The 22,805-nt window shown below is 43.7% G+C and carries 22 protein-coding genes; all 22 read left to right on the top strand.

Going from position 1 to position 22,805, the window contains the following annotated elements:
- The first annotated feature begins 54 nt into the window (after positions 1–54).
- The 22 genes from H8S37_RS15615 (at position 55) to H8S37_RS15510 (ending at position 22,781) form a co-directional block, all read left to right on the top strand.
- Positions 55–399, top strand: a complete 345-nt coding sequence (locus H8S37_RS15615; RefSeq protein ID WP_186876997.1) for a PadR family transcriptional regulator — start codon at positions 55–57, stop codon at positions 397–399.
- Positions 396–1,394 (top strand): HAAS signaling domain-containing protein, encoded by a 999-nt coding sequence (locus H8S37_RS15610; RefSeq protein WP_186876996.1) that lies wholly within the window; start codon positions 396–398, stop codon positions 1,392–1,394. Before H8S37_RS15615 ends, H8S37_RS15610 begins: the two co-directional genes overlap by 4 nt.
- Before the next feature lie 79 nt (positions 1,395–1,473).
- Positions 1,474–1,890, top strand: coding sequence for a secondary thiamine-phosphate synthase enzyme YjbQ (locus tag H8S37_RS15605; RefSeq protein ID WP_186876995.1), 417 nt, complete (start codon positions 1,474–1,476; stop codon positions 1,888–1,890).
- 478 nt (positions 1,891–2,368) lie between these two features.
- Complete coding sequence (locus tag H8S37_RS15600) at positions 2,369–4,000, top strand: FAD-dependent oxidoreductase (RefSeq protein WP_186876994.1); 1,632 nt, start codon at positions 2,369–2,371, stop codon at positions 3,998–4,000.
- Between the two features lie 12 nt (positions 4,001–4,012).
- A complete protein-coding gene (locus H8S37_RS15595; protein ID WP_186876993.1) occupies positions 4,013–5,320 on the top strand; it encodes an FAD-binding protein in 1,308 nt (435 codons plus the stop codon).
- A gap of 18 nt (positions 5,321–5,338) precedes the next feature.
- Positions 5,339–6,364, top strand: a complete 1,026-nt coding sequence (locus tag H8S37_RS15590) for a (Fe-S)-binding protein (RefSeq protein ID WP_186876992.1) — start codon at positions 5,339–5,341, stop codon at positions 6,362–6,364.
- Between the two features lie 75 nt (positions 6,365–6,439).
- Positions 6,440–7,750 carry a RuBisCO large subunit C-terminal-like domain-containing protein gene (locus tag H8S37_RS15585; protein WP_186876991.1) on the top strand — a complete coding sequence of 437 codons (1,311 nt, stop codon included), beginning with the start codon at positions 6,440–6,442 and terminating at the stop codon, positions 7,748–7,750.
- Positions 7,751–7,756: 6 nt separating this feature from the next.
- Positions 7,757–8,698: a PHP domain-containing protein gene (locus tag H8S37_RS15580; protein WP_186876990.1), complete on the top strand. Its 942-nt coding sequence runs from the start codon at positions 7,757–7,759 to the stop codon at positions 8,696–8,698.
- A complete protein-coding gene (locus H8S37_RS15575; RefSeq protein ID WP_186876989.1) occupies positions 8,695–9,483 on the top strand; it encodes a Cof-type HAD-IIB family hydrolase in 789 nt (262 codons plus the stop codon). The genes H8S37_RS15580 and H8S37_RS15575 overlap by 4 nt, the downstream gene beginning before the upstream one ends.
- Positions 9,484–9,529: 46 nt before the next feature.
- Positions 9,530–11,242, top strand: coding sequence for a phosphoenolpyruvate--protein phosphotransferase (gene ptsP, locus H8S37_RS15570; protein ID WP_186876988.1), 1,713 nt, complete (start codon positions 9,530–9,532; stop codon positions 11,240–11,242).
- 23 nt (positions 11,243–11,265) lie between these two features.
- Positions 11,266–11,544, top strand: a complete 279-nt coding sequence (locus H8S37_RS15565) for an HPr family phosphocarrier protein (protein ID WP_186876987.1) — start codon at positions 11,266–11,268, stop codon at positions 11,542–11,544.
- Between the two features lie 11 nt (positions 11,545–11,555).
- Entirely contained in the window at positions 11,556–12,035 is a 480-nt protein-coding gene (locus H8S37_RS15560) for a PTS sugar transporter subunit IIA (protein ID WP_186876986.1), read from the top strand.
- A 37-nt stretch (positions 12,036–12,072) separates the two neighbouring features.
- Positions 12,073–12,375, top strand: coding sequence for a PTS sugar transporter subunit IIB (locus H8S37_RS15555; RefSeq protein ID WP_186876985.1), 303 nt, complete (start codon positions 12,073–12,075; stop codon positions 12,373–12,375).
- Between the two features lie 51 nt (positions 12,376–12,426).
- A complete protein-coding gene (locus H8S37_RS15550; protein ID WP_186876984.1) occupies positions 12,427–13,884 on the top strand; it encodes a PTS transporter subunit IIC in 1,458 nt (485 codons plus the stop codon).
- 189 nt (positions 13,885–14,073) lie between these two features.
- Positions 14,074–15,150: a PucR family transcriptional regulator gene (locus tag H8S37_RS15545; RefSeq protein ID WP_186876983.1), complete on the top strand. Its 1,077-nt coding sequence runs from the start codon at positions 14,074–14,076 to the stop codon at positions 15,148–15,150.
- Between the two features lie 60 nt (positions 15,151–15,210).
- A complete protein-coding gene (ade, locus tag H8S37_RS15540) occupies positions 15,211–16,968 on the top strand; it encodes an adenine deaminase (RefSeq protein WP_330605024.1) in 1,758 nt (585 codons plus the stop codon).
- A gap of 17 nt (positions 16,969–16,985) precedes the next feature.
- Positions 16,986–17,606 (top strand): YesL family protein, encoded by a 621-nt coding sequence (locus tag H8S37_RS15535; RefSeq protein WP_186876982.1) that lies wholly within the window; start codon positions 16,986–16,988, stop codon positions 17,604–17,606.
- Positions 17,599–18,090, top strand: coding sequence for a hypothetical protein (locus H8S37_RS15530; RefSeq protein WP_186876981.1), 492 nt, complete (start codon positions 17,599–17,601; stop codon positions 18,088–18,090). Before H8S37_RS15535 ends, H8S37_RS15530 begins: the two co-directional genes overlap by 8 nt.
- A gap of 4 nt (positions 18,091–18,094) precedes the next feature.
- Entirely contained in the window at positions 18,095–19,123 is a 1,029-nt protein-coding gene (locus H8S37_RS15525; protein WP_186876980.1) for a LacI family DNA-binding transcriptional regulator, read from the top strand.
- Positions 19,124–19,543: 420 nt separating this feature from the next.
- Positions 19,544–20,965 (top strand): ABC transporter substrate-binding protein, encoded by a 1,422-nt coding sequence (locus tag H8S37_RS15520; RefSeq protein WP_186876979.1) that lies wholly within the window; start codon positions 19,544–19,546, stop codon positions 20,963–20,965.
- Between the two features lie 91 nt (positions 20,966–21,056).
- Positions 21,057–21,926, top strand: coding sequence for a carbohydrate ABC transporter permease (locus H8S37_RS15515; RefSeq protein ID WP_186876978.1), 870 nt, complete (start codon positions 21,057–21,059; stop codon positions 21,924–21,926).
- 12 nt (positions 21,927–21,938) lie between these two features.
- Positions 21,939–22,781 carry a carbohydrate ABC transporter permease gene (locus tag H8S37_RS15510; protein WP_186876977.1) on the top strand — a complete coding sequence of 281 codons (843 nt, stop codon included), beginning with the start codon at positions 21,939–21,941 and terminating at the stop codon, positions 22,779–22,781.
- Positions 22,782–22,805 lie beyond the last annotated feature (24 nt).

Here is a 22,805-nt window from a genome sequence, read left to right as displayed (position 1 = left end):
TCTTGACAATACTGTGTGATATACAGTATTGTATAATTGTAAGGAGGATGCAATATGGAGGATGAAAAAGAGACATTGTCAAATCTGGTATCTGAACTGAGAAGAGGAACTCTGATACTAAGTGTATTAAGCCAGCTGAAAGACGCGAAGTATGGGTATGCCCTTGTGCAGTCTCTGGAGGAAAAGAATGTAGGGATTGATCCGAATACATTATATCCGCTTCTAAGGAGGCTTGAGAAGCAAGGGTTATTGAATAGTCAGTGGGAGCTGGAAGGTTCAAAGCCAAGAAAATATTATAAACGTACCATTCAAGGAGACAAGATATACAAAGCATTAAAACAGCACTGGACGGAATTGACTGAAAATATGGAAAGACTGGTTGGGGAGGATGCAAGATGACAGATTCAGAAAGAGAGTATATGGAACGTTATATTTATGAGGCGGTACGAAAGGTTCCAAAGCGGCAGAGAAAAGAGATGGAAATGGAACTGCGAGAGCTGATAGAAGATATGTCCGAGACGAGGCCAATGGAAGAAGTACTGTTAAAAATGGGCAGTCCGAAAGATTTTGCAAAACAGTACAGAGAAGATAGTGGGTATATTATCGGGCCAGAATACTATGATGATTATCTGTGGGTGATGAAGGTTGTGCTCATCTGTGTAGAGTCGTCTGTTTTGCTGTCTGGAATCATTGAAATATTGCTGCATGAGGGCATATATGTAGAATTGTTCGGAAAACTGACGGGAAACCTGATTTTGGCAGGAATTGCGGCGGTGGGAGCTGTAACGCTTATTTTTGCGGTGCTGCAGCGCAGAAAGATACGCGTGGAGATAAATGAGAAAAAGAAATGGAGTCCGGAAAAATTAAGCCCGATTCCTGTAAAAAAAGCGAGGATTAGTCGTGGGGACAGCATTGCAGGAATTGTATTTCTTGTCCTTTTTAGCGCACTCCTTGCGTTTGCACCGCAGCTGTTTAGCGCCTATTCTGTGAAAGGGGAGGAATTACAATATGTCAGTATATTTAATCTGGAAAAGTGGGAGCTGATTCTTCCGGTATTTCTGCTGAGTCTGTTTATCAGTCTGACGGATGAAGTGATAAGGTTAGTGGTGGGCAGGTATTGCCAAATCGTTATGATTAGTAATCTGATTGCTAATACGCTTCAGATTCTCTTTGCTGTAATTTTGTTAAAGGTATTGCCGTTTTGGAATCCGGAATTTCCGGAGAAAGTAAAAACGATGTATCAACTTACAGCAGAGGACAGAGGATTTCAGTTTTTATTAAAGTGGAATTTAGAATTTTTGTCGAATCTGTTTTTAGTCCTTATCTGCATAACTGCGTTAGGAGAAATAGCGGTGACAGTATATAAGACGCTGCGGTATGGGAAAAGCAGCTGACAGTGAAGAGAAAAGGAATTGTGTAATGCTTTTATTTAATGCTATAATTACGTAAAACAGGTGAAGGAGGACATAATAGTTGGTATCATATCGTAAGTATCTGGAATTCAAATTCGACGAAAAAGAGACAATGAAAAATATTACAAACCATGTGGAAATGATTCTGGAGGAGAGTGGTATTAAAGAGGGAATCATTATCATATCTCCGCAGCATACGACATCTTCTATCTTTATCAATGATGATGAGGAAGGACTTATACAAGATACACTGGAATTTTTGGAGGCGCTTGTACCAGCTTATAAAGTTCCTTACTACCGTCATAATAAAAGTGAGAAAGACGCTCCGGCACATTTAAAAAGAAATATCATGGGCCGCAGTGAAGTGGTATCTGTGACAGAGGGACATCTGGATTTGGGAAATTGGGAAGAGATATTTTATGCAGATTTTAATGGGAGACGTAAGAAGAAAATCTGTGTAAAAGTGATGGGAGAATAGAGCGAAAGGAAGAGAGGAGTAAACTTTGCCTGTGACAAGGAACAAGGTTTACTCCATTTTTTATGTATAGGAAACTTCATTCCCTATACAATAAAACCCTCCAGGGATGCACACTGCGCGCAAAGTGTACAAGCTCCTCAAGATTGAGGGGCAGGGGAGTTGAAGTGGGCTTGTCCACTTTGTACTGTTTACAATCGAAAAAATAAGATGGAAAAAATAGGAAATTTTTGGATAGAAAATCAGGGGTACAGAATAAAGCACTATGTAAAAGTTTTTTGATAATTTTTATAAAGTGGAAGGAGAAAGTATACATACTGCCTTAAAATATATATATCAATTTAGGGCGGTATGTATATTTTTGCGCAAAAAAGACGAAAAAATATGAAAATATGAAGATTTGATTGTGCAAAACAACGGTGATATTATAGAAACAATTTAAGCCGGCTTGAAAAATATTATAGGAAGTGAGGCTCGATTTATGCGAGAAAATTTTGATGTGGTAGTTATCGGCGGCGGAACCACTGGAACCGGTGTAATACGCGATTTGGTACTGCGCGGTTTTAAGAATTCCCTGCTTCTGGAGCGAGATGACTTAGCTGCCGGAACTTCAGGCGGATGCCATTCTGCTTTACATGGCGGTTCCCGTTATGTAGTTTCTGACATCCAGACGGCGCGGGAGTGTCTGCAGGAAAATCAAGTGTACCGGAAAATTGTGCCGCAGGTAGTTGACCCGACAGATGCAATCTGGGTGGCAAAAACAGATGAACAGATGGAGTTTGCACAAAAGTGGATGAAAAATGCGGATGATATTGGACTTCCATATGAAATTATTTCAGTGGAGGAAGCAACCAGTGAGGAACCACTTTTAACAAAAGATATCCGTTTTGCACTCCGGACGATTGATACAGGCTTTGATCCGTTTAGGCTGTGTATCGCGCAGGCATATGATGCCAAGAAAAAAGGTGCGCAGATCCGCACACATCATGAAGTGATCGGAGCGCTGATGGATGGAAAACGGGTTGTGGGATTGAGAGTACTAGATAAGACAGAAAATAATATTTATGAAGTATACGCAAAACTGATTATAAATGCGGCAGGGCCATGGTGCTCACAGATTACAGAAATGGCAGGCTTCGCAATTCCAATGAAACCGAATAAAGGATCTACAGGAATTTACAGTATGCGTCCGACGAAAACGTTGATCGGAATCCTGCGGACTCCGGCAGACGGAGACGGTCTGGTAAGCCAGGGATTCCAGAATACAGCGCTTCTTGGAACCTCCTCTGTAGATGTGGACGATCCGGATGATGCGGATCCAGGCATGGATGAAATCAAAATCATGGAGGATTCTGTAGCAGAGATTATTCCAGACTTAAGAGAGGCAAGAATGCTTAGATTCTGTACAGGTGTACGTCCACTCTATACGACAGGAGAAGAAACAGGGCGAAATATCAGCCGTGGAATGTTCCTTTTAGATCATGAAGAGATGGAAGGCGTATCCGGTATGATTACGATCACCGGAGGAAAATATGCGACAGCGCGTCTGATGGCAGAGGTAGCGGTAGATATGGCGTGTGAAAAACTGGTAGGAAAAGTGCTTCCATGTACCTCCGACAAGGAACTGATCTACGGCGCTACGACGAAGGAAGAAGCAGAAAAAGAAGCGCAGGAAATCCACGAGAAATATCATATTCCCCGCTATGCGGCACACAAATTTACGGCACGCTACGGAGAGTTTGCAAAGACGATATTAGAGAAATATCCGGATCAGGCATATGTCATTGATGATGCGGTACAGATGATAGGATCGGAAGTTTGCTATTCCTTCAAAGAAGAGGATGTAGAAAACTTTAAAGATCTGCGCCGCCGTACACGAATCGGAATGGGGCAGGAACAGGGAACCTTTTCTATTTATAAAGCAGGCGGAATCGCGCAGCAGGCGCTTGATATGACGCCGGCAGAAGCGGAAGAGTGCGTGCTTGGATACGTGCAGGAACGGTGGAAAGGTATTTATTTTGCGGCACAGTACGGTGACCAGCTTCCATTGTCAGAGCTTATGCAGGAAATGTATGTAGGCATGGGCAGTTATGACGTATTAAGTTTAGAATAAGGAGGGCAAATCATGGATGCAAATAAGAATGATGTGCTTGTAATAGGCGGTGGAACTGCGGCCTGCGTAGCTGCGGATGCGGTTTTAAATGCTGGAAAAAGTGTGGCAATGGTTTTTCCAAATGGAGGAAGCAGTGAAATTTCCGCGGGGACTCTGGATATTATGGGAGTTGTGCCGGGAGAACATCCGGTTATCTGTGACGACTATAGAGAAGGAGTGGAAAAGCTCCTTGAAAAATATCCGGGCCACACCTATTCCAAGTGTAAAGGAGAACTTGAAACAGGAGTCGAGGCATTGCTTTCTCTGGCAGAAGCAGGAGAATACATACTGAAAGGATTTGATGGAAAGAATGTCTGGGTGCCAAATATGCTGGGAACGTTTTCTGTCAATGCATATGTGCCTTCCACTATGTATGAAGGGGCGGTTGTTCCAGGAGAAAAAGAGAGAGTCCTGGTTGTAGGTGTAAAAGGAAATGTGGCATTTAACGCACAGGCGGCGGCAATGTCCTATCAGCAGTATCAGAAAAAGCTGGGAGGAAAGGCAGACTATTTTTCTACGGAGATTCAGATAAAAGGCTGGGGAGACAGAAGAAAAATAAGTGATGGAGAGCTTGCGGATTATCTGGATACAAAGGAAGGAAAAAAAGAATTGGTTTCTTTGATTCAGACATTCTGTATGAATAACAGATATTCCTTTGATAAAATCTTGTTCCCACCGGTTCTTGGATACTTAACCTATAATGAGCTTCTGGCAGAATTAAAAGAAGCATGCGGATGTAAAGTGGCAGAAGTGGCAGCGCTTGGCAATTCAGTAGCCGGGTATCGTTTTACACGTGCTGTGTATCGTGGACTCGAAAAAAAAGGGGCAAAGCTCCTTCGCGGGGTTTCTGCAAAGAAGCTGGAGGCGGCAGAAAATGGAGTAAAAGTAGAGTGTGTAATCGGGCTGACCGATCAGTATCATCCGGGAAAGAGGGAAACGTTCGAGGTTCCGGCGGTTGTCCTGGCAACAGGCGGATTTGTAGGAGGCGGAATCAAAGCCAGACATACAGACGTATGGATTGAACTTTTAGAGCAGCATCTTGGAAAAGTGACAACCGATCAGCTTGACAGAGATGCAGTACACCCTGCCGGTCAGGATTTTATGAGAATGGGCGTACAGGTAAAGGCAGATATGTCTGTTGAAGACAAAAAATATAATGGGCGCGTTTTTGCATGCGGAGACGTCCTTGCAGGACATAACTCCGCAAGCGAGAGAAGCGGAGCGGGAATTGCTGCTGCATCTGCTTACCTTGCCGGTAAAAATGCTGCTGCAAAAATATAAAGAAATGGGGGAAAGGCAATGGCAACACAAGAATTTTCGAAATTGTATTACAGGACATCCAATTGTCTGACAAGTGACATCATTGCAGATTTTGCTCCGGTCAGCCGTATCCTGGGAGTAGACACCTCTACTGGTATGGGGGCAGTTTTTACAGCCATGGGTACCCGTTTTGACATGCAGTATGTGGCGAAGGAAGCTTTTATGGCGACGGATGGATATGAGTCAGATACGCGGAGTATCGACGACACTCCCGTTGCGGAGGTGATGCGCTATGTACGTGGGGAAATTATTGCGGGAGATAAAGTGCCGGAGAAATATAAAGCGTTTGTAGATGCTGTCTTAAAAGAAGAAAGTGTCTATGCACAGTATAAAGAATACAGCGTGGGGGACGAGAATGCAGAGATGCTTTTTCTGATTAGTCCCGCAGCTCCAAATGCCCAAAAGACAGCAGAACAGGCGGCTTCTGTCTGCAAAAAAGCAGGAAAGAGCGTGTACTGTACAAATAAATATAAAGACTGCGGGTACCTGCTTCTTGCGCTTGCCCAGACAGAGGCAGCGAATACATATGCGGCTGGAATAAAAGAAGGACTTGCTAAATATGATAGTGTTATAACAGATGACAGCTATGTGCTGGACGCTCTGCTGATTCAGTTTCCTGAGATGGCAGAGAAGATAAAGTTTCTGGATGAATTTCTGGCAGAAAATAAGTTAAGCTTCTCTGGGACAGAAAAAGTTATGCTTCACGAAAGTGGAGTGATACAGAGATTGTATCCTGCGAGAAAGGTAAATTATAGTGAGATTTTACCAGAAGCAGAGCTTCTTTTACCGAAGCGCAGCGGGTATGATGTGACAGATTCGGGGATTGCCGGAGGACTTGGACTTGCAGAGCCAGAAAATCTACTGGCAATAGCAGGGCGCAGAATGGCAGATTTAAGCGGAATGGATCAGGACGTAATTGTTACTCCATGCGCGTGCGAAGCGGCAGGATTAAACTGCGCGGAGAAGGAAAATGTAATGACACTGCTGGAATACATATGCAGATAACAGCGGCAGGCATGAGGGTGACCACCTCATGAAAGGTAAAATAAATATATTTCATAATACAAGGAGGACATTACAATGAAATATGATGAGAACATTTTTAAGTTACCAGAATCGATTGACAAAGAGAAGTATATAATCTGTACATACTTTTGCCAGGGGTATACCTCCGATTTACTAAATCTGGTGGGCTCTATGGCGATTGAACAGACAACGGGAACATGGGCGCCGGTTCCGCTGGAGACACCGGAAGTAAGAAGACGTCACGGCGGAAAAGTCATTGCGGTGCACGAAATTCCATGCTATGAGTTCAGTATGCCGGAGGCAGAAGGCAAGGAACGTATGGCAGTATTCCAGATTGCATTCCCATTTGAGAACATGGGAGCAAATCTTCCGCAGGTACTGACTTCTGTAATCGGAAATATTTCTATGTCAGGAAAGTTAAAACTGATTGACATTGATTTCCCGAAAGTATTTACAGACGGATTTAAAGGTCCGAGATTTGGTGTGGAGGGACTGCGTGAAATTACAGGTGTTCCGAAAAGACCGTTTATTGTCAGCATGATTAAGCCGTGTACAGGGGCGACACCGGAAAATGCAGGAAAACTGATCCGTGAGCTTGCAATGGCGGGAATCGATTGGATCAAGGACGACGAGCTGTTTAGTGATACGGACTACTGCACAGTAAAGGCAAGAGCAAAAATTGCAGCAGAGATTCTAAAAGATGTATACGAAAAGACAGGAAAACGTGTGCTGTATTCTCCGAATATTACTGACAGACCGGACAGAATGTTAGACAAGGCAAAAATGTGTAAAGAGCTTGGAATCCCGGCGCTTATGATCAATACTCTGACAGTGGGCTGGCCGGCAATGCAGATGATTGCAGAGAATGACGAGGTGGATCTTCCAATTCTGGCGCATCCGGCATTTGCAGGAGCAATGTATGAGTCACATTATTCAGGCATTTCCAGTCATCTTGTACTTGGAAAATTTATGCGTATGAGTGGGGCGGACATTGTGATTTATCCATGTGCATACGGAAAAGTCAATATTCAAAGAGAGCGTTATATCCGTATCGCACAGTCTCTGCTGACGGATTTCCGCGGCATGAAGCGTACCTTCCCAGGGCCGGCAGCAGGCGTGTACCAGGGACTGATTCCAAATGTTGCAAACGATCTTGGAATGGACTTCTCTATCTCGGCAGGTGCGGCAATGCACGCACATCCAATGGGAGCAGCGGCAGGAGTAGAAAGCTTAATCAAAGCGGCAGATGCTACTGCGGAGGGAATTCCGCTTGAGGAAGCGGCAAAAGATTGCGAGCCATTGAAGGTAGCGCTTGACCTTTGGGGAATTGGCGTTCATCAGGATTTGTTTGATTTGAAGAAGTAGGAAGCTATGAAAAGAAAAACGGTGGATTTACATATGCACAGCGGATATTCCAGTGACGGGACATTCAGTGTACAGGAGCTTTTTAGGCAGGCGAAAGAAAATAAAATGCAGGCAATTGTGATTGCAGATCATGATACATATGAGGCTGCCGGCGAAGCAGAGGAGGAAGCACGGCGCACCGGAATTTTGACAATTCCGGCGCTGGAGCTCTCCTGCATTGATGAAAACAGGATGGTACATATTCTAGGATATGGAATAGATACCAAGGGAAAGCATAGCCTTTTGGAACTAATTGAAAAGATACAAAAGTCCCGTATCGATATTCTCCCGAAGATAAAAGAGAATCTGGAAAAAGAGGGATTCTATGTAGACATGGAAGAAGTAGAAAGGCTGGCTTATCCGCATCCACCGGTTATTACGAATTTTGCAAATGCAATACTCAATGACACACGCAATGCCGGCAATCCAAAGCTTTCTATATACCGACAGGGCGGGAGTAAATCTGACAGACCGTATATCCGTTTCATAAAGGATTATCTGGTGGCAGGAAGAAAGTGCTATGTTCCAGAATATATTGTAGATATTTATACGGGAATACGCGCCATAAGAGAAGCAAAAGGAGTGTCTGTGCTTGCACATCCCGGAGAGTGGTTTACCAAGAAAGATGAGCCTAAGATACCGCGTATGCTGGAATGTGGCCTTCAAGGAATGGAGGTGTACACACCTTATCATTCTGTAGAAAAAGAAGTGTATTTTAAACAGCTTGCAGAGAAATATGGATTATTCCAGACTGCCGGTTCAGATTACCATGATGAACAAAAGAAACCAGGTCATGTGATGGGCATGATAAAAGCGGCAGACATGGAAATGTTTTTACGGTTGAAACAGATGATAGAAACGGCACATGCGGAAGAAAAAAAGCAGTATGCAGGAGGAATAAATCTGTGAAGTATAAATTGTTGGCAGTGGATGTGGACGGAACACTTCTGGATGACGAACACAGATTATCCAAAAAGAATATAGAAGCGATTAGGAAAGTTCAAAAAGAAGGCGTAAAAGTAATCTTGTTTTCCGGCAGAGGCTATCCGGCGCTAGAAGAAATTATAAAGCAGCTCGAACTAAAGGACGCTGTGGCGACACAGAATGGAAGTCTGGTTTTAGACTGTACGGGAAAGAAGGTTCTGAGAGAAGAATTGATTTCTGAAGAAAATTGTAGAAAAATTTTTTCTTATTGCAGAGAGTACGGCTTCGATCCCCTGATCTACCAGGGGGATAAGGTATATTCGAAGCTGCAGAATGGATACTTAAGTATTTTCGAACGGTGCATGAATCAGAAAGTAATCTTCACGGAGGACATAGAAGAATGTTATAATGGAAAACCTCTGGGAAAAATTCTGGTGTTGGATGAACCAGAAAGAATTTGTCAGATAAAGGATTGGATGGAAGCATCTTTTAAAGGAAGTGTCAGCGCACAACTGGCGTATGATTTTTCCCTTGAAATCGGAGGAAGTGATAAAGGCAGAGCGCTGAAATGGATTGCTGACTATTACGGAATCAAAAAAGAAGAAATCATGGCAATAGGAGACGGTGAAAATGACAAAAATATGCTCCTATATGCAGGCTTAGGCGTAGCAATGCAGGACGCGATGGAAAATGTAAAAAGCTGTGCGGATAAGGTGACATTGTCTAATAATAAAAGCGGGGTAGCATTTGCGATTGAAACATTTATGTAAGGATACAGTGCAGGTGGAAGTGCACTGATGAAAAAGAGGTGGTGGAATGATTTACGAGGGAACGGCAGTCTCAGAAGGGGCGGCGATAGGAAGTGTATTCCAGTATAGACCCGGAGGACTGAAAGTAGAAGAAACATTCATCAATAAAGAAAAAATAGAAGAGAATATCCGTGCATATCAGGATGTGCTAAAGAAGGCAGAAGAAGAATTACAAGCTTTGACGCAGGATACGGACTTGGACGAGGAACAGAAAAAAATCTTCCAGGCGCATATCGACATTGTCCGGGACGAAGAGATGGGGCAGGAAATAGAAGACGAAATCCGGGAAAATCTGCTTGCGCCGGAGTGTGCGGTCAAGACAGTCTATGAAAGATATATCGAAATTATTTCAAAGGCAAAGGATGCGTTGATCCGGGAAAGAGCAGCAGATTTAAAGGATGTAAGCCTAAGGATTATCAGACTGCTGCTAGGCGTGGAGGATAATTCCTTAGCGTCGCTTCCGGGTGATGTGATTGTGGTTGCGCACGATTTACTTCCCTCTGATACGGCGGCAATGAAAAAGGAACATGTACTTGCCATTGTAACAGAGATAGGCGGTTATACATCACACATGGCAATTCTTGCACGAAATTATGGGATACCGGCAGTATTAGGAGTGCCGGATATTCTTGCAAATACGGAAAATGGACAAAAAATTGCTGTAGATGCACATGCGGGGAAAGTACTTACAAATCTGACGCAGGATCAGGAAAAGCAATATCAGGTAATGCGGGACGTACACTTGAGAAAAATGAGCGATATGAAGCAATACCTCGCTGTAAATCCGGTTACTGTAGACGGAACCAAGATAGATGTATGCTTAAATATTGGCTCCGCCGACAAGAGCGAGCTGGAACTGGAGCAGTATACAGACGGCGTGGGACTGTTTCGCACAGAATTTCTCTATATGAGCAAACAAAAGCTGCCGACAGAGGAGGAACAGTTTCAAGTATATAAGAAAATTGCAGAGGTGTATAAGGAAAGACCCGTTGTAATCCGGACACTGGACATCGGCGGAGATAAAAAACTGGATTATTTAGAGCTGCCGCAGGAGGATAATCCGTTTCTTGGATTGCGCGCTCTAAGGCTTTGCTTTGAGATGAAACCAATTTTTAAAACACAGCTTCGTGCAATTCTAAGAGCAGGATACTACGGAAATATTTGGATTATGTTTCCAATGGTAGGGAGTATCGGAGATATTCGCTTCGCAAAAGAGATCATACGGGAGGTGCGCAGTGAATTAGAAGAAGAGAAAGTACCCTATGGCAGAGATGTCAAAGTAGGAATTATGGTGGAGATTCCGTCTATCGCTTTGATGGCTGACATTGCGGCATCTGAAGTGGATTTTGCAAGTATTGGAACAAACGACCTGTGCCAGTATCTAATGGCGGTAGATCGGTTGAATCCCAGCGTGGCGAAGTATTACCAGAGTTTTCATCCGGCAATGTTCCGACTGATTAAGCAGATTGTAGAGGAATTTAAGAAACAAGGGAAACCTGTGAGCGTGTGCGGTGAGATGGGCGGAAATCCACAGGCCGTTGCGCTTTTGGCAGGGCTTGGCATCCGGAAATTCAGCATGAATGCATCCTCAGTAGCGTCAGTGAAGAAAATGATTTCTCAGCTTAATATCTGCAAAGCACAGAGGATGTCCCGGACGGTGCTGGAGTTATCGACAGCCGTTCAGGTAGAAAATTATCTGAATAGTGAGTTTTTGGAGTAAGGCACGAAAAGGAGTGAAAAACTATGTATGCAAAAAAAGTAATGATAGAAAATGAGACTGGGCTGCATGCCCGTCCGGCTTCAGATTTTGTAAATCTGGCGAAAAATTACAGTAGTAAAATAACCATCCAGAATATGGATGAGGAAGGAAGCTGTAAGGCAAATGCAAAATCGATTGTCATGCTGATTGCACAGGGGCTGTGCAAAGGAACAACGGTTGAAATCAGCGCAGAGGGCGAGGATGAACAGGCGGCGGTGGAAGATCTTGTCGCTCTGATTCAGACAAAATTTGGAGAAGATTAAAGGAGGAGCAGATGGAAGCGATAGGATTGTATACGAATCAGACAATGATACTGACAGACGTAACCGCAGGAAACGCGGAGGAAGTGATTCGTCTGCTCGCCGGAAAAGCAATGGAGAATGGCTTGATAGAGGAAGAATTTATCACGGCGGTCCTGGCAAGAGAAAAGGAATATCCGACCGGACTTCCCACCGCTGTTCCGATAGCGATCCCACATATACATGACGGGTGTCTGAAATCCTTTTTTTCAATGGCGGTATTAAAAAATCCGGTTTCTTTCCGTTGTATGGGCGATCCGGACGAGACAGTGGAGGCACTGCTTGTATTTCTGTTTGGAATTACGGATCCGAGCTATCAGACGGCAGTGCTGAAAAAATTCAGCACGATATTCCAGGATGAAGAAACACTCGAGAAACTGAAAAATGTGACAGATGCAGAAGAATTGATGAACCAGATGAAAGGACTTCTGGATGAGTATCTGGTGACAGACTGATGCGAAATGAATCATAAAAATGAAGGAGGACTTGAATATGAAAGCAAAAATTAATATGGCTGTGGCGTGCGGAGGGGGAATTTTTACAACCACAGTGGTGACAGATAAGATAAAGGAAATTTTAAAGAAAGAAAAAATTCCGTTTTCTATATCTCCGCATAAAATTACAGAAGTGCCAAACCTGGAAGGGTATGACTTGATTGTTGTGACAGGAAAAACCAATGCGCAGAATAAGGCCGGCGCTCCGGTTATGCTGGGACTGCCGCTGTTCACAGGGGTAGGGGCAGATAAGTTTACAGAGGAACTGTTGGCAGAGGTGAAAAGGATTATGGCGGAATAAATACATAGCAGAGAAAATAGTTAAGAGAAATGAGATAGGAGGTAGCAGCATATGCAGATATTAATAGATATAGGTAATGCCGTCAACAATGTGATGGGTATTTTCGGCAGTACAATCATTGTGCCGATTATCATCTTCATCATCAGTATGTGTATGAGGGTTGGGGTAAAAAAATCTTTCCAGGGTGCTATCTATATGGCGGTGGGACTGACACTTTTCAACGCAGTTCTTGGAATACTGATGAATGCGATTACGCCTTATGTGACGGCGATGGCCGATACTGTGGGCATTTCCCTTCCGTATATTGATATCGGATGGCAGGGTGCGTCTGTCGTTGTGTATTCCAATACATTAGGTTATATTTATCTGGTACTTGGACTCGGTCTGAATCTGCTTTTGTTCGGATTGAAATTAGTAGATACGTTCCAGCCGACAGACATATGGAATTATTACCAGTTTGTATTCTGGGCAGTGATCGTGCAGTTCACGACAGGAAGTTTTGCACTCGGCGTTGCGGCGGCAGTGATGTGCAACCTGGTTGTCCTTTTGATTGCGGATATTATCGCACCGTCTCTTCAGGAATTCAATGGATATGACAACCTGACATTAACAAGTGTCCCGTCAGGCGGAGCTCCTTTTGCCATGATTGTCAGATGGATTGTAATGAAACTAAAAATCAAGACAAAGCCGGTCAGCGCAGAAAGTCTGCAAAACAGATTTGGATTCTGGGGAGAACCTCTGATTATAGGACTGATTGTCGGAATCCTGATCACAATTTTAGGTTCCTTGACGGGGCTTACAGAGGCTTCTACATGGTCGGGAATTCTGACTACAGCGATTACAATCGCGGGTGTTATGGTCATCTATCCGTCTGTATCTGGATTGTTTGTAAAAGGCTTAATTCCACTGAGCCAGTCTATGCAGGCAAGGGCACAGACTGGAAAGTCAAATCGCAAATATTTTCATGTAGCAATGGATCCGGCTGTTTTCTTTGGAAATGGAGATAATATGGCGGCGGCATTGATTTTGATTCCGATCGTATTCTTTACATCCTTGATTATGCCGGGAAATAAAATCCTTATGCTGGCAGATATTCCGGCGATGGCATTTATGACAGCAGGTTTAATTTGTGTATTCAGAGGCGATATTTTGATGACGATTATATCAGGAACGATCTGGTTTAATATCGCCAATGTTTTGAACTCTGATGTATGCGCGGCGTTTACAAAAGCGGCAGAATCAGCCGGCGTAGCGTCTCAGATGGATTCAGTGGCAAATGCGTTTTCACAGGGACTGGGAATCGCAGCATGGACCGTTGGAACAAACCCGGTGCTCTATCTTGTGTACAAAGCATTTTCCGCAGAGGGAGCAATGCGTATTATTGGTGTTATCCTTGTAGTCGCAGTATTCCTTCTGATTTATCTTTCCTTCAGAAAAAATAAGAAAAAATGGTGGATGGCAGCCGGTGCAAGCGAAGAATATCTTGCAGAGAGAGGATATATTGAATAGGCAGTAAAGTGCAGGCAGGAAGTGTGAACTTCCTGCCTGTTTTGCTCTTGAACTCCTCCTTTTTATATTGGATTTATACCCGGAAAATGGTATAATATTCCAGTATGCCCTATATACCGGGGGGGGGGTAAAATGGGAAATCAAATGCTATGAAAAGGTAAAATTTAAATAATTAAAGGCGGTGTGAAAATGGCAGACAGATTCTTTCAGGGATATGTATATCAGTTACAGAACAGTATCTCGAGAACCTTTGGTGTAATAGACAACAGGGAGATTATTTCATGCAGCAATCAGGAACTGATTGGACAGAAAAATACATTCAATCTTATGTCGCGGACAAATGAAGAAAACGACGGGTTCATTGCAGGGAAAAATACCTATCGGATTTTTTATGAGAATAGCTTGGTGAAGTTTGCGGTTTTTGTAGAGGGAATTGACAAAGAGGCAAAAGATTATGCGACCATTTTGTCGGTTTGTTTTACCGGTATGAAGTCCTATTTTGAAGAGAAATATAACCGGCATTTATTTTATAAAAACTTATTCCTGGAAAATATTTTGTCAGAGGATGTGAATGTGCGCGCGAATATGCTGAAAATTCATCTGCTGAAGCCAAGAGCAGTATTTCTTCTGCGATTTGAACATGTAGATGCGCAGTGGGAACTAAATCATCTGTTTATGGCAATGGACAGACCTGGAAAGTATGAGATTTTATCTATGACAGAAACAGATGTAATTATTATAGCAGAGGTACGTTCTAATACTTCGAGGGAAGATTTAGAAAATATGGGAGTATATTTCCAGAAAAAGGCAGAAGAACTCTTTGGTGTTTTACCTGTGGTTGGTATTGGAAGTATTGTGACAGATATACGGCAGTTGACAGAATCTTATAAAGAATCTCTGTATGTGCTGGAACTTTTGTATTTGTTTGAAGATGGAACAACGGTTCTCCATTATAATCATCTGGGGATTAACCGCCTGGTTTATCAGCTTCCGCTTCCTTTGTGCGAACGGTATTTAAACGAGGTGTTTATAAAAGGGAGCTTTGCGTCTCTTGAAGAAGAGACGCTGGAGACAGTAAAATGCTTCTTCTCCAATGATCTGAATGTGTCAGAAACAGCGAGACAGCTTTTTATCCATAGAAACACACTGATGTACAGGCTTGAGAAGATAAAAAGGCTGACCGGACTGGATATCAGGATATTTGATCAGGCAATTATATTCAAGCTGGCAATGGTGATTTACCGGCATGTGAAATATAAAGAATGACCTTCTCATACAGCCTGCGTTATATCTATGCTTTACAGAAGATGTCGGATGTGATAAACTATGATAAAAAAATGGAAAGTTTATCAATCGGATGGTGGAATAGAAGGCGGAGGAACTGCTATGAGAAAGAGAAGAATACAGGTCGCAAAAGGAGAGACTCCTGCTGACCTGGTGCTGAAAAACGCAAAAGTACTCAATGTTTTTACAGAGGAATTTATCGATGGAGACGTGGCGGTTGCAGACGGCGTCATAGCCGGAGTGGGAAGTTATGAGGGTGTAAGGGAAATAGACTGCACAGGGAAATACATTGTACCGGGGTTCATTGATGCCCACGTCCATATTGAATCTTCTATGGTAACACCACTGGAATTTGCCAGATTTATTGTGCGTAAGGGGACTACTGCTATCGTGGCAGATCCCCATGAGATTGTCAATGTTTGCGGAATGAGTGGGCTTGAGTATATTTTGGACGCTTCCGAACGTTCTCCGGTGGATACCTATGTCATGATTCCATCCTCAGTTCCTGCGACAGATGTAGATATCAACGGCGCGGGAAAGATTTTGGCGGAGGATATGTTGCCTTATAAAAGGCACCCGAGAATTCTGGGCTTGGGAGAGATGATGCGATTTGTGGATGTACTGAATGGACATGAGGAGACGCTGCGAAAGCTGGATGCTTTTGAGGATATGGCGATAGATGGACATGCACCTGGCATCCAGGGCAAAGAAGTGCAGGCATACCGCGTTTCTGGCGTCATGGATGAGCATGAGTGCGCGACCGCAGAGGAAGGATTGGAAAAACTGCGTGCAGGGCTTAAAATACTGGTGCGGGAAGGAAGCGGTGCGAGAAATGTAGAGACATTGATGAAGGGGTTTGCAGAAGCTGGGGTATCTCTGGGAAACTGTATGTTTTGTACGGATGATAAGCATCTGGAGGACATTGAAAAAGAAGGACACATCAATGCCTGTATTCGCAAAGCAGTGGCAGTGGGAACACCGATCATACAGGCATATAAAATGGCATCCTGGTATGCGGCGGTTGCTTACAGATTGAAGGATATGGGAGCGGTGGCTGCTGGATACGCAGCAGATATGGTTGTACTTGAGGATCTGGAGAAGGCAGAGCCAGACCTTGTTATCAAGGGAGGAAATGTTGTCACTGATAAGTGGCTTGAGTCTTTTACTTATGAACTACAAAATAAGTCTCTATTAGAAACGGTGAAAATCAGGGATTTGAGTCTGAAGTCCCTGTATCTGGAAAAGAAAGAGAAAAATGATGTGCTGGAGCTCGTGCCGCACCAGCTTTTGACCCGACATTTAAAAGAGGAAATCCCTGGGAAAGAGGGCGTGTTTCAGCCTGATGGAAAATACAGTAAACTGGTGGTGGTGGAACGTCATGGCAGAAATGGAAAAGTAGGAGTCTGCCCTATGAAAGGCTATGGCATCCGAGGCGGGGCAGTGGCGACTACGGTTTCCCATGATTCTCACAATATCATAGCAGCAGGGGACAATGACGAGGATATTCTCTGTGCAGTGCGTGAACTGGAAAAGATGCAGGGCGGATATGTCATTACATCCGGCGGGAAGATTGTAGATGAGCTGCCTTTGACACTGGGTGGGCTCATGAGTGTAGAGCCGGCGAAGGTTGTTCAGGAAAAAACCTCAAAGATGGTAGAAAAGGCGCGTGCAATGGGGATCAGTGAAGGAGTGGATCCTTTTACGACCCTGTCATTTATGGCGCTGACAGTCATTCCTGAGATACGACTGACCGAGGCGGGGATGTTTGATGTAAATAAGATGTGTTTTTTGGAGGCATAGAGGAGGAGCACAAGACCATGAAAAATATTCTGGGACAGGACGGATTCGTCTATCGTGTCCTCACGAAAACAGTGGATTTGATTATCTTAAATGTCCTGTTTTGCATAAGTTGTATTCCCATCTTTACTATAGGAACGGCGTGTACAGCGCTGTACAGTGTGACCCTTAAAATGTGCAAAAATGAGGAATCCTACATTGTGAGGAGTTATGCCCGATATTTTAAAGAAAATTTAAAAAAGGCAACAGCAGCGTGGGGGCTTTGTGCTTTAATGGTGCTGCTGTTTTATATGGATTTCAGCATTCTGGCGAGTATGAAATCGGAAATGGGATTTGTGCTCACCACAGCGGTATTGGCGGCGGGGCTTTTCGTGGCAATGGTATTATCTTATGTGTTCCCACTTATGGCAAAGTTTGAGAATACACTGCCTAATATTTTTAAAAATGCCCTCATCATCTCTATGACGAGAATCTTCTACACGATACCGGTGACGGCAGCAAACCTGATTTTTGTTTTTGTAATGTTTGCGGGCGGTATGCCTACAGTGTATGGAGTACCGGTGTATGCAATTATCGGTTTTGCGCTCACTGCGTATGTGAATTCATTTTTGCTGGGAAAGGTATTTGAGAGATATGTCTGACTGGAAAGTGATAAAGTTTATCAGACGTCATATTGCTGTGATTGTAAGTGTTTTGATTACTCTGATAATCGTGGGATATTTTGTAAATATCATGTTTGTTAAAAACAAGAAAGATGCGGTTTCTGTCCTTGTCTTAAAACCTGTCATGGATACATCGGCATTGGAGCATGAACTTTCGGCTATGATAGAAGTAGGAAAAGGGGAAGAAATTCATATCCAGTCTATTGACTTTGATGTGCCGGCAAATGAAGCGATTGCCACAACATGGCTGCGCTCAGGGACTATTGATATTGTGATTGGAAGAGAAGATCAGATTGAGTTCTACGAGGCGGCAGGATATTTAGACGAGATACAAAGTGTGGAAGGGGATATCCCGGGCATGGAGGCTGATGCAGGGATAGAAGAAGCAAAAGCAGCGCTGACAGCAAACATGCCCCATGAGGAGAATGCCAGGGCAGTATTTGCATTTTTGGGAAAGAGGTGACAGTGTGGGAATAACGATACGGGATGTGGCAGAACGGGCCGGCGTATCTGCCGCAAGCGTCTCATTAGTTTTGAACAATAAAGAGTGCAGGATTTCTGATGAGACAAAGCAGAAGATATTTGATGTGGCTGATGAACTGGGCTACGAAATGAAAAAGAGGAAACGCAGAATACAGGCGGCAGCAGGAGGAAAGGTGCTGGGGGTTATTTATTCTGATTTAAACAATGAACTGACGGAGGAATGCATACGAGGGATAGAGGAGTACGCATCTATATATGGGTACTATACCTTTTACATGTGCTGCCGGAATTTTTCTAAGAAGTGTGCAGAGCAAATCGGAATTGCCGCAGAATTAGGAGCGGCGGGACTTATTGTTATACCTCCGTTGGATATGAATACAGGGGATAATAATATCCTCCTGGGTGAGAAACTCAAAAGCTCAGGACTTTCCTTTGTACTGTTGGATAAGGCGATTTACAATGTGTTCTGCGATTTTGTCACAGCGGATAATAAGCAGGGAGGAACTATGGCAGTGGATCACCTGTTTGCCATGGGACATAAGAAAATCGGAATCCTGGCCGGCAAAAGGGGAATCTATAATACAAGGAAACGAGTGGAGGGCTACCGAGAGGGACTGATGCTAAAGGGCGTACCGTTTGAGGAATCGCTTGTATATTATAGTGAATATACAGAGGAAGGCGGATTTGAGGGAGCCTGCTGTCTGATGGAGAAAGGGGTATCTGCTTTCGTGGCATGTGGGAGAACACTTGCGGCAGGTGTCTACGCTTTTGCACAGCAGCAGGGGAGACAGATAGGCAGAGACATTTCGCTGGTCGGTTTCGCCAATGAAGAGGAGGCAAAGAAGCTGAATCCGAGGCTTACTTGTATCTGTCAGCCGGGAGAACAGATGGGAAGGAAAGCAGCGGAGGTTCTCATAAAGAAGGTGGAGAATGGAGAAGGGGACGGCATCAAAACAAATTACTTTACTCCATCACTAATAGAAGGAGAGTCTGTGAAGGACAAAAATATTTAAAAAATAAGAAAGTGCGCATGGTTGTACGGAGATTTCAATGCTGGCAGCCATGCGCATTTTTATTAAATAAAAAATCATGTTAGCCTGTGGAGAGTATAGAGTATACCGTATTTGTGCGATTGCATTACGGTTGAAATAGCAAAAAAGCACGAGCTATTTTTATGCAGATTGTACAGAAAATAAAATTTACCTGTTTTTATCATACGAACAATTTGGATTGTATATTAAATAAAACTATAATTGACAGAAAATAGAGGGTAAATAAAATAAAAAACAGAAAAAATATCTAAAACATAAATGAGTGTAAATAAAAATGAAATTGACAAAAGGTAAAAATTAAACTATAATTTGGTTAATAAATAAGAATAGTGATAAACATACGATAAATGTTTATCAAATTAAAAAGGAGGAATGCAATTTATGAAAAAGAAACTGATTGCGATGTTTCTCGTAGCTTCCATGGCAATGACCATGCTGGCAGGATGCAAAGTATCCACGTCCAAGGATAGTGATGGAAAAGATGGAGGCGAGACAGAAGGGGCAGATATCACGGTTCTGACAGATGAAGAATTAGAAGGCAGAGAAGAGATTACTATGTGGTTTTGGGGCGCAGAGCCTTATGCTCAGGAAGCGATGAAGGAAATCCTGGTGGACAAGTACAATGCCTCACAGGATGAGTACCAACTTGTCGTAGAGTTCCGTCCGTCGGTAGACTCTGACATGACAACTGCACTGGCAGCAGATCAAGGGCCTGATATTGTATACGGATCTGGCCCGGCATTTGTAATGCCCCTTGTAGAGGCAGGAAAGTTGGAGAACTTAGATGCGTACTCCGAACAATATGGATGGGAAGACAAGATCCTACAACCGTATTATGAATCTGGAACAGTAAATGGTAATCTGTACAGTTTGGTAAACGGTGTGAGCACCATGGGTGTATTCTATAACAAAAAGGTACTGGAGGACAATGGATGGGAAGTTCCAACAACGATTGAAGAGATGGAAGCTATTATGGATGAGGCTCTGGAAAAGGGGATGTACGCTTCTGTTACAGGAAATAAAGGCTGGCAGCCGGTTAATGAAAATTATGGCTCTCTGTTTCTGACCCACATTGCAGGACCGGAAACGATGTACAAAGTTTTGACAGGAGAAGAAAGCTGGGTCAATGACGATGTAAAAGCGGCAATTCAGAAATCTAAAGACTGGTGGGACAAAGGATATCTTGCCGGAGATGACTATGTGAACTTAAACTTCAGTGAATCCTTGCAGCTTCTGTCCGAAGAGAAAGCTCCGTTCTTCATTGGACCATCTATTGCGTTCCAGTGGGCAGCTTCCTACTTCACAGATGACAAAGAAGAAAACATTGCATTCATTCCGTTCCCGGCCACAGAGCAGGTGCCGGAGACAACGTACACACTAGGAGCGGCATGTACACTTTCTATCAATGCCAATGCAGAACAATCTCATAAGGATGAGGCAGCGAAAATCATCGACATGATGATGAATGCTGAATTCATGCAGGAGATGACAGCAGCATGGCCGGGATACTGGGGCACTCCGTTAAAAGACCTTTCCGCAGTTGATACAAGCGAGATGGGGTATCTGTCTTCAGAGTTCGTATCTGTTGTCCAGAGTGTATCTGACGCTGTAAACCAGGGCAACTTCGGTTACTACGACAATGTATTCTTCCCGGCGGATACACAGACTAGAATTGTCAACATTGATGAAGTATGGTATGACACAACGACCGTTGATGACTATGTACAGTCACTGGAGGATGCATTTGCAGAAGAGTTCGAAAAAGGACTGGTACCACCGATCCCGGCGCCTGCAATGAAGTAAACCAGATACACAAAAGGGCTGCTGTAGAGGAGACTCAAAAGCAGCCCTCTTTATTGTACAGAGCAGAACTCACGAAAAGATGGGAGAAGAAATGAAGACGAAAAAATTTAATTGGAATTATGTCCTGATAGCTCCGGCGCTCATCATCAGTGTGTGCATCATTTTAGTACCGGGCATCATGACGGTTATATATTCGTTTACGGATTGGAACGGATTATCTCCGGAAATTAACTTTATTGGATTTCGGAATTTTATTGAACTGTTCCACGATAAAATTTTTTATAAGGCAATTACGAACAATATCATCTGGACAATCCTTTTTCTGACGATACCTGTCTGTATCGGTATGTTGGCAGCGATGCTGCTGCTTTCCAGAAGAAGGACAAGAAGTATTTATCAGGTGGCATTTTTGATACCCTATGTGCTGGCTCCGTCAGTCAACGCAATGCTCTGGTTAAATGTTATTTTTAGTCCGGTATCCGGCGTGATTTCTGTGCTTCGGAACTTAGGAATGGATATTGGCTCTCCGCTTGCAAATGTCAAGACGGCTATTTACGGCTGTGCGGCGGTAGATATATGGCACTACTGGAGTTACCTGACTGTCATCTATCTGGCGGCATTACGGCAAACTCCTACAGACCAGGTGGAGGCGGCGAGAGTAGAGGGATGTAATGGCTGGCAGCTTTTCCGTTACATTTATCTGCCCAATATCATGTCTACGGTGAGCCTGATGTTTGTCATGATTACCATCGGTTCTTTCCTGGCCTTCGATTACATTAAGCTGATGACCGGAGGCGGACCTGCTCATGCGACGGAAGTGCTTGGAACTTACGCGTATACATTTGCGTTTAGCTCTATGAAAGTGGGAAAAGCAGCGGCATGTGGACTGTTCATTAGTTTCTTTGGACTGATCGCGTCTTTTATCTATGCGCGGATAAGCAGAAGAGAAGAAAGAAGATAGGAGGGAAGAAGAATGGCAGCGGCTTCGAAAAAGAAAAAAATCGGTGTAAATTTGATTATCCATATTGTCCTCTTAATCCTGGCGGTAATATGCCTTGCACCGATTGCACTGGTATTTATCAACAGCTTTAAAGAAAACGCAGAGATTGTGGCAAATCCCCTCTCTATTCCAGTGGTACTCCATCTGGAAAACTACATTTCAGCGTGGGAGACCGGCAACTTCTCTGTGGGTTTTATCAACAGTATCAAGCTGACCGGCTGTACGGTTATCATTATCCTGATTACAGCGAGTCTGGCGGGATATGTACTCTCCGGCAAACGTATCAAGGGGAGTGGAGCAGTTCTGATGTATTTTATGATGGCGATGACAGTACCGATTCAGTTGTTCTTGTTCCCACTCTACTACGTATATGCGAATTTGAACTTGATTGGAAATATACCGGCGACCAGTGTTATCTTGGCGGCTCTGTACATGCCCCTGTCTGTATTCCTTATGCGGACTTACTTCCTCAATGTACCGAGGGAGTTAGAAGAGTCGGCACGTATTGATGGGGCGGGGACACGGCAGGTTATTTGGCATATTATGCGTCCGGTGGTATCGCCTGGACTCATTACGGTGGCAATTCTGGTGGGACTGCAATCTTGGAATGAATATCTGATTTCCTCGACTTTCCTGCAAGGGGCGAAAAACTTTACCGCTACATTAGGCTTCCTTGCCATGAACGGGTCCTACGGCTCTGACATGGGAATTATGATGGCGGCAGCGTTTACCTTGATTGGGCCAATTATTGTATTCTTCCTCTGTACACAGAGATACTTTGTAGACGGTATGGTCAGCGGCGCGGTAAAGGGATAGAGATTTGTGCAACATGCAGGTATT

It is taken from the genome of Mediterraneibacter hominis (assembly GCF_014287475.1).
In the GTDB taxonomy this organism is placed as follows: domain Bacteria; phylum Bacillota; class Clostridia; order Lachnospirales; family Lachnospiraceae; genus Mediterraneibacter; species Mediterraneibacter hominis.
The sequence above is the reverse complement of the archived record's forward strand: the minus strand, read 5'-3'. Positions and strand labels throughout refer to the sequence as shown.